The following is a 13366-nucleotide window of genomic DNA, read 5'->3' on the forward strand; positions in this document are numbered from 1 at the left end:
CTCCGATGATCAGTCGGAAGACATGACGCCTGTTTAGGGGCGACATGTCCAGATACAAGGAGCGGCTTCAGCCGCGAACGGGCGTTACCGGTCATGCCCCGTCGCGGCTGAAGCCGCTCCTACGACAGACGCACCGCACGCGTCGTCAACGCAGCGACGGCGATCGATCACTCGCCGCACAGCGCGACGCGGACGCCGCGCGCCCCGCCACCCGGCAGACGACGCCGGGCGGGGAGGCATTCGCTACCTCAACGCGCCTTATACAGCTCGCTCAGGCGATCCGGCGTGCCGGCGATGCGCTCCAGGTGCGGATACTGCAGGCCGCCGTAGTAGGCGATGCGCACGGTGTCGTAGCGGTCGCCGCGCTTGACCAGCAGTTCGATCGGCGTGCTGCCGCCCTTGGCCGCGGTGACCGCGTCCTTGAGCGCCTCGGCGCTGTACTCGCGGCCGCCGACCGCGACCACGCGGTTGCCGGCGATGAGGCCGGCGTTGAACGTCGGGCTGTCCCACAGCACGGCCTGCACCCGGCCCTGCTCGTCCAGGCTCAGGCCCAGCGAATAGCTCAGGTCCAGGTTCTTGTTGCGCGCCTCGGAGGTCTTGCTGGCCGCGTTCGGCTGATCCGTATAGACCAGCTTCCAGCCGCTGGCCTCGATCCCGCCGACCAGCGACCCATGCTCATCGAGACGGCTGCGCAGCAGGCTCGCCCAGTCGTACTTGGCGATCCCATCGAGCGTGGCGACGATGTCGTCGAAGGTGTAGGTGTTCACGTCCCAGGCGCCGTCGTGCATGCCGAAGAACGCCTTGGCGAAATCGTCCAGCGAGCGCTTGCCGCCGCTGAGCTCGCGCAGCTTGGCGTTGACCTCCAGCCAGACCATCTGCCCGCCGGAGTAGTAGTCCTCGCTCATCTGGTAGCTGCGGTAGGCGCGTGGCCGGCGCATCGACATGGTCGGGTCGTTGGTGGTGTCCTGCAGCGCGCGCCAGGCCAGGCCGGGACGGCCGCGCTGGTAGACCGCGGCGACGTTGGCCAGCATGTCGCGGGCCTGGTCCTGCGTCCACAGCCCTGCGCGCGCGGCGATCACCTCGCCCCAGAACTGGGTCTGGCCCTCGTACAGCCACAGCAGGCTGTCGCCCATCGGCACGTTGAAGTTGGGCGTGGCCAGGTCGGCGCCGCGGCGGTACTTGCCGTTCCAGGAGTGGTTGAACTCGTGCGCGAGCAGGTCGCGCATCTCCCAGCTCTTGTCCCACTCGGTGAAGTAGTCGAGCGGGCCGCTGTTCTCGCTGGAACGGTGATGCTCCAGGCCGATGCCGCCGAGCTTGTCGGTCAGCGCCAGCAGGAACTCGTAGTGGTCGAAGTGGCGCGCGCCGTACAGCTTGTCCATCTGCTGCACCAGGGCCACGTGCGCCTTGACCTGCTCGGGCTTGGCCTCCAGCGACTTGGGCTTGTCGGCGAACACGTTCAGCGCCACCGGCGCCTTGCCCTTGTCGTCCAGCACGATGCGCTTGTAGTACTTGCCGGCGAACATCGGCGAATCGACCAGGTCGTCGAAATCGATCGGCTTGAACGTCACCGTGTCGCCGCTGCGCCCGGCGGTTTCCAGTGCGGTGGCGTAGCTCCAGCCGGCCGGCAGGGTCACGCTGGCCTGCGCCTTGATGTTGCGCGCGTACACCCCGGCCGGATACAGCGCGGTGGTGTTCCACTGCAGGTTGAGCATCTCCGGGGTCATCATCACCCGGCCCTGGCCGTCGCCCTGCGAGGACAGGAACTGGTACTCGGCGACGATCTCGCTGACGCCGGCGGGCACGTCGATCTTGAACGCATAGACGTCGAACTGGTCGCGCGTCCACGGCAGCACCTTGCCGTTGGCCTTGATCACCAGCCCGGCGAGCTTGTCGATCGGACCGGTCGGCGAATGGTTGCCGGGGATCCACTGCGGATACAGCAGGGTCATCGGCCCCGGCGTGGCCGGGATGGTGCTGCGCACGCGGAAGATACGGTGCGCCAGATCGGTGGCGTCGACATCGATCTTCAACGTACCAGCGAAGGGCACGTCGCGCGGCGGTGCGGTCTGCGCCGTGGCCTGGAACGCGACAGTGGCGGCCAGCAGCAACGGCGCCATCCAGGCGGTGGACTTGTTCATGGGGTCTCCAGGGGGCGAACGACAGCGGACAGGCAAACTCCCATGCTATGCCTGTGCCGCCGCCGCGTGCCATGCCATAGGTCATGCCTGCGGTGATCGCCGCGCGCGGCGCCTGCGGCATGGGCGGGAGCGCCCTCAGCGCCCGGCCAGCTGGCTGCGCCGCTCGACGATGCGCGAGACCAGGCCGTAGTCCATCGCCTCCTGCGCCGACATCCAGCAGTCGCGCTCGATGTCGGCCTCCACGCGCTCCAGCGGCTGGCCGGTCTCGCGGGCAATGACCTTGGCGATGCGGGCGCGCGCCTTGAGGATCTCGCTGGCCTGGATGGCGATGTCGCTGGCCGGGCCGCCGGCGCCGCCGCTGGGCTGATGGATCAGGAACCGGGTCTGCGGCAGGCATACCCGGCGCTCGCGCGGCACGCCCAGGAACACGTGCGTGGCCGCGCTGCCGACCCAACCCGAGCCGATCATGTCGACCGGCGCGGAAATGAAGCGCAGCGCATCGTGGATGGCGTCGCCGGATTCGAGATGACCGCCCGGCGAGGACACGATCATCGCGATCGGCGCATCGGACTCGGAATCCAGCGCCAGCAGGTGGCGCACCGTCTGGTAGGCGCTGGCGTCGGTGATGGTGCCGAACAGCAGCAAGGTCCTCGCGCGGAACGCCTTTTCCTCGAGGAAGGCGCCGGACGGCGCCAGCGCGGCGGGCACGGCGGGGGACGTCTCGTCGGAACGCAGCATCGGCCTGTCTCCATGTATGGTGGGTTTCCCTCCCAACGAACGACGGGGCCGCGACGTGACATTCCCGACCGACGCGCAGGCTGCGACCGACGACGGCGCGCTGCGTCGCCAATTGCTGGCCCTGGCGCATCGCTGGCTCGGCCAGGGCCAGGACGCCGAGGATCTTGTGCAGGAAGCCTATCTGCGCGCCGCACAGGGACCGGCGCCGGCCGTCGCCCGCGACGCCTGGCTGACCACCGTGCTGCGCCATCTGTGCATCGACCGCCTGCGCCGCCGCGGCCGCTACCGGGTCCTGCTGGAGCGCATCGCACAGGACCACGCACTGTCCGTCACCGACGATCCGGACGGGCCGGAACGCCACGCCCTCCACAGCGCGGCAGTGACGCACGCGCTGGCGGCGCTGGTGCGCACGCTGCCGGCCGGCGACGTGGCGATGCTGCTGCTCGCCGAGGCCTTCGACTTCAGCCATGCCGACCTGGCGGCGTTGTCGGCGCGCAGCGAAAACGCCTCGCGCCAGCACCTGCGGCGCCTGCTGCAGCGCGCGCGTGCAGCGATGGAGGACGCCACTGCACCGACGCACGCCCACCCGCATGACGACGACGCCTGCCTGCTGGCGCTGTGCCGCCACGCCCTGCGGCACGGCGATCCGGCCGGACTGGTCGCCACCTTGCGTGCGGCGCGGCCGCAGACCCTGCTGGCCAGCGCCTGGCCGGTGTCGGCCTCGGCGCACGCCGCGCCCAACCCTGCGCCGGTCTATGCCCAGCCGTTGCAGCAGCACGGACAACTGGGGCTGTTGATCCGCAACGGCGACGGCGTGCTGACCTGGCTGCCGTTGTGCGAACTCGCAGAGGCCCCCTGCCTGGCGTAGATGCGTCACATGCCGGCGCGCCCGTCGCAGCGGCGCACCGTGCGTCAGTACTTGCGCACGGAAAAGCGCCCGGAGAACCCGTCGAACAAGGCGTGATCCATGGCGAGACGCTGCCGGAATTCCGCGGCGTCGGTCATCCCGAAGCCGAGTTCATCGGCCTGCCCCGCCGCGAGCCCGGCGAAGATCGCGTCGCAGAACGCCTCCAGGTCCGCGCCATGCGCCACGCCCGTGCCCGCCAGGCCGGTGCGGACGGCGGGCGGGATGATTTCCACGACCCTGACCGGCGTCGCGGAGAGCGCGAACCGAAGGTTGGCCGTATAGCTGTGGATCGCGGCCTTGCAGGCGCTATAGACCGGGGCGAAGGGTTGCGGAACGAGAGCACCGCCCGACGAGACGTTGGCGATGAGCGCCGGCCGGCCATGCTGCAGCAACCGCGGGACCAGCAGGTGGTTCAGATGCACCACGGCCGAGAACAGGATATCGATCTCGCGCTGGCGTTCGGCCCAGGGCGCCTGGTCGTCGGCGAGCGGAACGCGGCGCTGGATGCCGGCGTTGTTGACGACAACGCCTAACCCGGGATGCCGCGCTTGCAGGTGGTGCGCGAGTCGCTCGCGTTCTTCGGCCACCCCGATGTCGTTGACCAGGGTCTGCAGGCCGGGCGCGGCCGCAGCAGCGCGGTCGAGCTTGCCGGCATGCCGACCGGTGACCAGCACCTTGGCGCCTGCGGCCAGGAAGCGCCGCGCAAGGCCGAACCCGATGCCGTCGCTGCCGCCCGTAATCAGTACATCCACGCCTGCGAACCTCGTTGCGGACATCGTCCTCGCCTCCATCGGGTGCGGGCCGCTCGGCTGGCATCGCATGCCGGCCGGCGACCCCGCCAGGTTGTCATGTCAACCTAGAACTACGCCCATCGGGTTGTCATGTCAACCGGCGCCCTCTATGGTGACGGCATGAAACACGCGCGACTTTCCACACGCGAGCTGGCGATCTGGCACGCCTTCAAGCAGATGGGCCAGACGGTGATGGCGGCCGTCGAAAAGGACCTGGCCGCCGGCGCCGGCCTGACCGGCAGCGACTTCGGCGTGCTGTCGCGGCTCGTGGATCTGGGCAAGGGCGAGCTGCGCCAACAGGCGCTCGCCGATTCCATGGGCTGGCACAAGAGCCGGCTGTCGCATCAGCTCACGCGCATGCAGGCGCGCGGCCTGGTCCGACGCAGCGGCAGCGAGCCGCGCGTGGTGACGGTCGCCATCACCGCCCTGGGTCAGGACAAGATCGCAGCGGCGCGCTCGGTCCACGCCGCCTCGGTCAGAACCCGGCTGCTCGATCGCCTCAGCGCGGAAGACGCGCAGAGGCTGCTGCAACTCGCCGCGACGCTCGGGGCAGACCAGAACTGACCTCGGCGCGCCGTGCCTCGTTTCCGCAAGGCGCACGGCGTCGATGCAGGCGAGCGCCGCCTTGTACGCCGATCGCGAATCGCGCCGGTGCCGGTCGATCACGCCGCTGCCGTGGCGATTGCCCTGCCCTTGCAGTGTTGCGGGGCTGCAGCCCGTAGAACGCAAAAGGCCGCCCGGAGGCGGCCTTCGCGAACCCGAGGCGGTGCGCGCCTCAGTGCATCATGTTGACGTTGAGGTTGTGCATGACCCACAGCGAGCCGACCACCACGATGCCGATGATCAGCAGCGAGAACAGGCCCACGTGCACGTTGGAGCGCTGTTCGGCGGAACGGTCCATGTGCAGGAAGTAGATCAGGTGCACCAACATCTGCACCGCGGCCAGCACCGCGATGACGATGACGGTGACGCCGCGCGGGAACGCCCCGCTCATCACCATGCCGAACGGGATCACGGTCAGGATCACCGCCAGCACGAAGCCGACCAGGTAGGACTTCAGGCCGCCGCCATGGCCGTGCTCGGCATGCGTGTCGGAGGAATGATGGTTGGCCATTACAGCGCTCCCAGCAGGTAGACGATGGTGAACACGCCGATCCAGATCACGTCCAGGAAGTGCCAGAACAGGCTCAGGCACGCCAGGCGGGTCATGTTGCGCGGGGTCAGGCCGTTCTTGGCGATCTGGATCACCAGCACGGTCATCCACAGCAGGCCGGAGGCCACGTGCAGACCGTGGGTGCCGACCAGGGTGAAGAAGGCCGACAGGAACGCACTGCGGCCGGGGCCGGCGCCCTCTTCGATCAGGTGGTGGAACTCGTAGATTTCCATGCCCAGGAAGCCCAGGCCCAGCGCCGCGGTGACCGCCAGCCAGCCGTACAGGCCGCCCATGCTGCGCTTGTTCGCCGAGATCATCGCCAGGCCGAAGCCCAGGCTGCTGAACAACAGCAGGAAGGTTTCCACCAGCACGAACTTCAGGTCGAACAGTTCCTTGGCGGTCGGGCCGTCCACCGTCGCGCCGGCCAGCACCGCGTAGGTGGCGAACAGGCCGGCGAAGATGAGGCAGTCGCTCATCAGGTAGACCCAGAACCCGAAGACGGTGTTGCCGCCCGCGTCGTGGTGTTCGTGATCGTGGTCGTGGCCGCCCGCGTGGGCGGCGTGGGAATCGAGCGTCGTGGAAGCCATGGTTCAGACCGCCTTTGCGGCGTTGGCCGCGTGTTGCTGTTCCAGCAGGGCGAAGCGCGCGTTCTCGATGCGCTCCACTTCCTCCGCCGGGACCCAGTAGTCGATGTCGTCATCGAAGGTGCGCGCGATGAAGCTGCCGATCATGCCGACCAGGCCGATCACCGCCATCCACCAGATGTGCCAGGTCAGACCGAAGCCCAGGACGATGCTGAAGGCGCCGATCCAGAAGCCCGCCGCCGTATTGCGCGGCATGTGGATCGGTTCGTACTTGGCCGGACGCGGCCAGCCCTTGCCCTTGAGCTTGTCTTCCCAGAACTGGTCGCGGTCGTCGATGTGCGGCAGCACCGCGAAGTTGTAGAACGGCGGCGGCGAGGAGGTCGCCCACTCCAGGGTACGGCCATCCCACGGGTCGCCGGTCAGGTCCATGTTCTCCTTGCGCTTCCAGATGCTGTAGCCGATCTGCACCAGGTTCAGGAAGATGCCGGTACCGATGATCGCCGCACCCACCGCGGCCACCATCAGCCACGGCGCCCACTCCGGGTGGTTGTAGCTGTTCATGCGCCGGGTCATGCCCATGAAGCCGAGCACGTACAGCGGCATGAAGGCGACGAAGAAGCCGATGATCCAGCACCAGAACGAGGCCTTGCCCAGCTTCTCGTTGAGCTTGAAGCCGAACGCCTTCGGGAACCAGTAGGTCAGGCCCGCCAGGTAGCCGAACACCACGCCGCCGATGATCACGTTATGGAAGTGCGCGATCAGGAACAGGCTGTTGTGCAGCACGAAGTCCACCGCCGGGATCGCCAGCATTACGCCGGTCATGCCGCCGATGACGAAGGTGATGATGAAGCCGATGGTCCACAGCACCGGTGCGGTCATGTGCACGCGGCCGCGGAACATGGTGAACAGCCAGTTGAAGATCTTCACGCCGGTGGGGATCGAGATGATCATCGTCGTGATGCCGAAGAAGGCATTGACGTTGGCGCCCGAGCCCATGGTGAAGAAGTGGTGCAGCCACACGATGAACGACAGCACGCCGATGCACGAGGTCGCGTACACCATCGAGGTGTAGCCGAACAGGCGCTTGCGGCTGAAGGTGGCGATCAGCTCGGAGAAGATGCCGAACGCCGGCAGGATCAGGATGTAGACCTCCGGGTGGCCCCAGATCCAGATCAGGTTGACGTACATCATGGCGTTGCCGCCACCGTCGTTGGTGAAGAAGTGCGTGCCCAGGTAGCGGTCCGCACCCAGCAGCGCCAGCGCCACGGTCAGGATCGGGAACGCGGCGATGATCAGGATGTTGGTGATCAGCGCGGTCCAGGTGAAGATCGGCATGCGCATCAGGGTCATGCCCGGCGCGCGCATGCGCATGATCGTCACGAAGAAGTTGATGCCGGTGAGCAATGTGCCCAGGCCCGAGATCTGCAGCGCCCAGATGTAGTAGTCGACACCGACGCCTGGACTGTATTCCAGCCCGGACAGCGGCGGGTAGGCCAGCCAGCCGGTCTGCGCGAACTCGCCCACGCCCAGGGAGATGTTGACCAGCGCCGCGCCGGCCACGAACAGCCAGAAGCTCAGCGAGTTCAGGAACGGGAACGCCACGTCGCGCGCACCGATCTGCAGCGGCACGATCAGGTTCAACAGGCCGGTCATGAACGGCATGGCCATGAAGAAGATCATGATCACGCCGTGCGCGGTGAAGATCTGATCGTAGTGGTGCGGCGGGAAGATGCCTTCGTTGCCGCCGTGCGCGATCGCCTGCTGGGTGCGCATCATCGCCGCGTCGGCGAAGCCGCGCAGCAGCATGATCAGCGCCACCACGATGTACATGACGCCGATGCGCTTGTGGTCGACCGAGGTGAACCACTCCTTCCAGAGGTAGCCCCACAGCTTGTACTTGGTGACCGCGGCCACCACCAGCAGGCCGAGCAGGCCGGCGCCGCCGAGGGCCGCCATGATGATCGGCTCGTGGTACGGAACCGCCTCGAGCGTGAGTTTGCCTAGCATCACTTGTCTCCAGAAGTGCACATGGCGACCGGCTCAGCAGCCGATGCCGGATGAGCGTCGTGGCCTTCCATCTTGTGGCCCTTGCCCATCATGTATTTGTCGATCAACGACTTGAACAGACCGTCCTGCACCGAGGCGTAGTACGTCACCGGGTAGGCGGCCTTGTCGTTGCGGTTGGCCGCCAGCACCTGGAACTCGGCCTGGTCCAGGGTCTTCTGCGAGGCCTTGACCTTGGCCACCCACGCGTCGAAACCGGCGCGGTCGGTGGCATGCGCGGCGAAGCCCATCTTCGAGAAGCCGTGGCCGCTGTAGTTCGCCGACAGGCCGAACATCTCGCCCGGCTCGTTGGCGATCAGGTGCAGCTTGGTCTCCATGCCGGCCATCGCGTAGATCTGCGTGCCCAGGTGCGGGATGAAGAACGAGTTCATCACCGTGTCGGAGGTGATCTTGAAGTTCAGCGGCGTGTCGACCGGGAACGCGATCTCGTTGACCGTGGCGATGCCCTGCTCCGGGTAGATGAACATCCACTTCCAGTCCAGCGCCACCGCCTCGATGGTGATCGGCTTGACCTTGGAATCCAGCGGCTTGTACGGATCCAGCGCATGCGAGGAGCGCCAGGTCAGCACCGCCAGGACCAGGATGATCATGCACGGGATCGACCACACCACCACCTCGATCGCGGTGGAGTGCGACCAGTTCGGCTCGTAGCGGGCCTTGGTGTTGGACGCGCGGTAGCGCCAGGCGAAGGCCAGGGTCATCACGATGACCGGGATCACCACCAGCAGCATCAGCACCACCGAGGTGATCAGCAGCGTCTTCTCGTCGTGGCCGATCTGACCCTTGGGGTTGAGGATGGCCGAGTTGCAGCCGGCCAACAGCAGTGCGGCCAGCAGCAACAGACCGGAGCGCAGCGAGCGCCGGAGTTGTTTCAACGGAATCATCGAACGATCCAATTGCGTAGGGGATGCGAACCGCGCGGGAGCGGGAGGCGGGGCGCCGTAGAGGGGGCTGTCCCGCGTCCGCCGCGGCATCCGGGCCGGCATGCGCGATCAACGACGCATTTTATGCTGCCGTGCGGCAACTCCGGAAGTCATTGACAAGCCCGAAAGTGCGCTCGAGCCCGCTTTTTGTGTGCGACACATTGCCGCACCCGGTCGACATGGTCTTGTAGCGGCTGCGCACGGACCTCACGCGGCGCCCCCAGGAGGCATGGACGTAGCCAAGCAAGCCCCTACGAAGCGCAACATTCTACATACATGCAAGTTGACGCAGCCAACAGATTTGACCCCCGCCCCCCCCCCTACTAGAGACAGCACCAAATTACAAGCATCAAATCCCACTCTACCGCCATCACCCTCGAAGCCCACAACAAAACTGGAAACAATAATTCATGATAATAAGCGAGAAATTTCCTCTTGACATTCCACATATATCTTATCTGCATCAACCGGGAAATGCAGACTATCTATGTGGCGCTCAAGAGATTCACGCGCCACTACCAACACTCCCCTCCGCGCCAATTCAGCATCAGTCGGTGCAATTTGAGCACGCGAAGCATGACAAACAATAACAGACAGAACTTGCCCTACCCTTCCATCCTTTGAAAGAGCCTGAACCAAAGCTTCTCGGCGATGAACCAACTTACCGATCTTTGCCGAAAAATCGGAAACCCGAAGGGTACACTCCACCAATGCAACACGACCACCCGGGGTAAAAACAACAATATCGGATGCGTCGGTCTCGCATTGAATTGCAGACGAAAATCCACTCAGAAAAAGTAATTCAGCAACCGCCAATTCAAACTTTTCCTGATTTTGCGCGCCGAGCAGATACCTTTTAAGCATCTTTAAATCACCATCAAACAAGCGCACTGCCAGCAAGCGCTCATTACTAGATCGAACAGGATCGACAAACCAGTGCCTTCTAACGTAATGAGTTCCGACCGATAACATGATTAACACAGAATCAGCCTGTGGCAACTCGACGCGCGCCCTCCCGATACGCCTCACCTCACCTGGCGCTTCCCAAATAATTTCGCCAGCAATTTGCAAGCGGCTAGAGACACCTACACCTGGCGCTCCGCGAACCGCGACACTCAACGTTGCCACATCGCACTGAGGATGAACCACGATCGCGAGGCTTAAAACCCCATTTTCTATGAAAGTTTCGTTTAATAATAAATCAGCTGGCGGAGCAACACGCACTCTTAGTCGCCCAAAAGTAGAGAACCCAAAATCTTCTTTCAAGCCAAGCCAGTGAAGCGCATCCTCAATGCCGTCAAAAGGCGGAGAGGCTCGCCGAAGCTCATTGTCTAAAAGTGCAAGATTAAAATCTTGAACTTCATGAGCAGCACAAGAACCCTGCATCAAAAATCCAAGCCCCCCCACATACCACTCGGATTCACCTTGGAATCGCGAAAAAACAGGGGAAAAATCACTCGGAATAAATATCTTCCGCCCATAAACCTCAACAACACCTTTTGCAGCCCCTTTCAAGAGCTGAATAGCAACCGAGGAGTCAACACCGCTATCTCGCCACTGACCTAGCCAAACATCGCCCATATCCAGTGAGAAGTTGAATGCATCATTATCGTCCTGCGGGGATGGAATGACGTCAAAATGAACCGCAAGAGTCTGATAGCCACCTTCCGCGACCCTTCTCGCCAAAAATCTAATGTCGACGGTACTGCGCCCAGTAATCCATGGCAGAGCCTCACTTAAATAACTATCTACAATGCTAATTTCCGTCATTTGCAGATCGCCAAATATTATAAATGGACGCTATCACACGCAACAACTTGCATCAAAATTACTTAGCCGAACAAAAAAGTACTGGCGGCCGATCAAACAATAAACGCTAGCAGCAATTCAGAAATTACATCATCACAAAATCTTCTACATAAGACGATGTAGAGAAGCCCTAACCATACCAAATTACTAAACACGTGCAACAAAAAAGCCGCCCTTGGCACAGAGCGGCTTGATGCATTACTTAATTGGTGCCGGAAACAGGAGTCGAACCTGCGACCTACGCATTACGAATGCGCCGCTCTACCAACTGAGCTATTCCGGCTAAGCTCATAATTCTAGGCCCGAGAAGGGGCTGCGGTCAATCTCGCCATCGCCTTCGCGTGGCCGCAGCCATTGATGGGTTACCCTCCCGCGCCCGTCGTACCCATCCCTTGCTCATCGTGAAATTGTTCGCCTGGTTCTGGCTTGCGTTTCTGCTGTTCTTCGCCATCCCCTTCCCCTGCATCCTCTATTTCGCCAGCGACTGGCCACGCGTGCTGGCCCAGCCCAGTTCGCCTGGGTGGGCGCTGACCCTGCTGGCGCTGTCGCTGGGCCTGTGGCTGCACCTGCTCTACGCCTATCTGGACACCTTGCTGCTGATGCCCGGGCGGGCGCTGCAACGCGTGCGTCACCTCCTGACCCACGGCGTGCGCCGCGAGGCGCTGATCGAACGCGCCGCCCCGACCGGGGTCGAGGTCAAGGGCTGGCCGCAGCTGTCGCTGACCCTGGCCTTCGACAACCTGTCCGGCACGCCCATCCGCGACACCCTGCTGATCGTGGACCGCAAGCCGGCGCAACGCCGCTTCGAGAGCGGGCGGAGCGTGCCGCTGCGGCTGAGCACCACCCCGGGCACGGCCCCGAATCTGGTGCTGGAGGACGCCGAGCCGGCCCTGGACCGCGCCAGCCTGTGGCGACGCGCGGCCGGCGCCGTGCTGCTGGTGGTCCTGGTCGGCGCGGCCTACGTGCTTGCCTGGCGCCTGCAGAACCGCGGGCTGGGCTGGACCTTCCTGTCCTTCAACCACCCGCTGCTGATGAGCGCGCTGGTGCTCAACGGCTACGTGCTGGCGCTGCGCGTGATTCTGCGCGTGATCCGCCACAACGCCACCGACGAGACCCTGAAGTACCGCGGCCTGCGCGCGCGGGCGCGGGTGCTGGACGTGCGCCAGACCGGCACCACCCTCAACGAGCAGCCGCAGGTGGAGTTCCGCGTGGCGTTCGAGGACGCGTCAGGCAACCAGCACGAGGCGACGATGCGGCGATTCGTGTCGCTGATCGACGTCGGGCAACTGCCGCGCGACACGGTGTCGGTGCTGTACGACCCGCAGCACCCCACCCGCGCCGACCTGGAACTGCCATGAGAACGCCGCCCACCCCAGTGGTCTTCGCCGGCGTGGTGCTGCTGCTCGGCGGCATCGCCTTCGCCGGCGGCGCCTGGGACACCATCCGCGCCACCCTGCAGGCGACGGACCCGGCAGGCGCCCCGCAGGACGCATCCAGGCCGCAATCGCTGACGGCGTCGCCCCCGGCTGCCCCTGCTGCCGACACCGAACCGGAGCCGGCGCCGGCACCACGCGGCAACCTGCTGTTCGACCCGGCGCGGCTGCGCGCGGCGCGGCAGGCGCTGGCGGACCTGCCCGAGTTGCAGGGCCACGACCTGCGCGTGTTCCATGCCGTGCATTTCTACGACAACCGGATCGGGCTCGAGCTGCTGGATCCCGCGCAGCCGGACCACGTGGACGAATACAGTTTTCACGACGACGCCTGGCACAAGGACGCGCCGGTGAATCCGGGCATGTTCGGGCCATTCCTCAAGCCGGCCACCGACACCGCCGCCCTGCAGGACATCGATTTCGAGGGTGCCTATCGGGTGGCCACCGCCCTGCGGGAGCAGGGCGAGACGCTGCAGGCCGCGCCGAAGAAGGTGGATCACGTCTACGTGCTGATCGGCCGGCGCGGGCGCCTGCGCTGGATGCCGGACGGCGTGCAAGGCGATCGCGTCAGCGTGGGCATCGAGTTCGATGCGCAGGGACGGCCGCGCGGCATGCAGCGCCAGTAAGCCGTAGTGGCTTCGGCGCGGCAGGCGCCGGAGGCCACGCGCGGCGCCGGCACCGCTGCCAGGACGCCTCGCGCTCACGCGAGGCGGCTTCGGGGCGCCGCCAATACCCTGTTGGCGCGCGCATCACGCCCGTCTCGGCTATCTCGTAGGAGCGGCTTCAGCCGCGACGGGCGTTCCCGATAAGGCCCGTCGCGGCTGAAGCC

The 13366-nt window shown here is 65.0% G+C and carries 12 protein-coding genes and 1 tRNA gene; 4 read left to right on the forward strand and 9 right to left on the reverse strand.

Going from position 1 to position 13366, the window contains the following annotated elements; all coding sequences use genetic code 11:
• Positions 1-248 precede the first annotated feature (248 nt).
• Together PIQ37_RS20500 and PIQ37_RS20505 are read right to left on the reverse strand one after the other, a co-directional pair.
• Entirely contained in the window at positions 249-2138 is a 1890-nt protein-coding gene (locus PIQ37_RS20500) for a M61 family metallopeptidase (protein ID WP_407137107.1), read from the reverse strand.
• Positions 2139-2273: 135 nt separating this feature from the next.
• Entirely contained in the window at positions 2274-2876 is a 603-nt protein-coding gene (locus PIQ37_RS20505) for an ATP-dependent Clp protease proteolytic subunit (protein ID WP_342074883.1), read from the reverse strand.
• A 55-nt stretch (positions 2877-2931) separates the two neighbouring features.
• Here PIQ37_RS20505 and PIQ37_RS20510 point away from each other — a divergent pair, with 55 nt between their 5' ends.
• Positions 2932-3744, forward strand: coding sequence for a sigma-70 family RNA polymerase sigma factor (locus tag PIQ37_RS20510; protein WP_342074884.1), 813 nt, complete (start codon positions 2932-2934; stop codon positions 3742-3744).
• Between the two features lie 44 nt (positions 3745-3788).
• On the opposite strand, the gene PIQ37_RS20515 is transcribed toward PIQ37_RS20510, so the two are convergent.
• A complete protein-coding gene (locus PIQ37_RS20515; RefSeq protein ID WP_342074885.1) occupies positions 3789-4535 on the reverse strand; it encodes an SDR family oxidoreductase in 747 nt (248 codons plus the stop codon).
• 129 nt (positions 4536-4664) lie between these two features.
• Between PIQ37_RS20515 and PIQ37_RS20520 the strand changes: the two genes are divergently transcribed.
• Complete coding sequence (locus PIQ37_RS20520; protein ID WP_342074886.1) at positions 4665-5138, forward strand: MarR family winged helix-turn-helix transcriptional regulator; 474 nt, start codon at positions 4665-4667, stop codon at positions 5136-5138.
• A 211-nt stretch (positions 5139-5349) separates the two neighbouring features.
• Here PIQ37_RS20520 and cyoD read toward each other — a convergent pair whose 3' ends face one another.
• The 6 genes from cyoD to PIQ37_RS20550 form a co-directional block, all read right to left on the reverse strand.
• A complete protein-coding gene (gene cyoD, locus PIQ37_RS20525) occupies positions 5350-5688 on the reverse strand; it encodes a cytochrome o ubiquinol oxidase subunit IV (protein WP_010341155.1) in 339 nt (112 codons plus the stop codon).
• Positions 5688-6314 carry a cytochrome o ubiquinol oxidase subunit III gene (gene cyoC / locus PIQ37_RS20530; protein ID WP_342074887.1) on the reverse strand — a complete coding sequence of 209 codons (627 nt, stop codon included), beginning with the start codon at positions 6312-6314 and terminating at the stop codon, positions 5688-5690. Before cyoC ends, cyoD begins: the two co-directional genes overlap by 1 nt.
• 3 nt (positions 6315-6317) lie before the next feature.
• Positions 6318-8318, reverse strand: coding sequence for a cytochrome o ubiquinol oxidase subunit I (cyoB, locus tag PIQ37_RS20535; protein ID WP_267087425.1), 2001 nt, complete (start codon positions 8316-8318; stop codon positions 6318-6320).
• Positions 8318-9259: a ubiquinol oxidase subunit II gene (gene cyoA / locus PIQ37_RS20540; protein ID WP_010341159.1), complete on the reverse strand. Its 942-nt coding sequence runs from the start codon at positions 9257-9259 to the stop codon at positions 8318-8320. The genes cyoB and cyoA overlap by 1 nt, the downstream gene beginning before the upstream one ends.
• Before the next feature lie 447 nt (positions 9260-9706).
• A complete protein-coding gene (locus PIQ37_RS20545; RefSeq protein WP_342074888.1) occupies positions 9707-11068 on the reverse strand; it encodes a hypothetical protein in 1362 nt (453 codons plus the stop codon).
• Between the two features lie 246 nt (positions 11069-11314).
• Positions 11315-11390, reverse strand: a tRNA-Thr gene (locus PIQ37_RS20550).
• A 118-nt stretch (positions 11391-11508) separates the two neighbouring features.
• On the opposite strand from PIQ37_RS20550, the gene PIQ37_RS20555 reads away from it, so the two are divergent.
• Together PIQ37_RS20555 and PIQ37_RS20560 are read left to right on the forward strand one after the other, a co-directional pair.
• Positions 11509-12465, forward strand: a complete 957-nt coding sequence (locus PIQ37_RS20555; protein WP_342074889.1) for a hypothetical protein — start codon at positions 11509-11511, stop codon at positions 12463-12465.
• The gene (locus PIQ37_RS20560) at positions 12462-13163 is read left to right on the forward strand and encodes a hypothetical protein (protein ID WP_342074890.1); all 702 of its coding nucleotides are present in this window, start codon (positions 12462-12464) and stop codon (positions 13161-13163) included. The genes PIQ37_RS20555 and PIQ37_RS20560 overlap by 4 nt, the downstream gene beginning before the upstream one ends.
• Positions 13164-13366: the final 203 nt, after the last annotated feature.

The organism is Xanthomonas protegens, assembly GCF_038442435.1.
In the GTDB taxonomy this organism is placed as follows: Bacteria; Pseudomonadota; Gammaproteobacteria; order Xanthomonadales; family Xanthomonadaceae; genus Xanthomonas_A; species Xanthomonas_A sontii.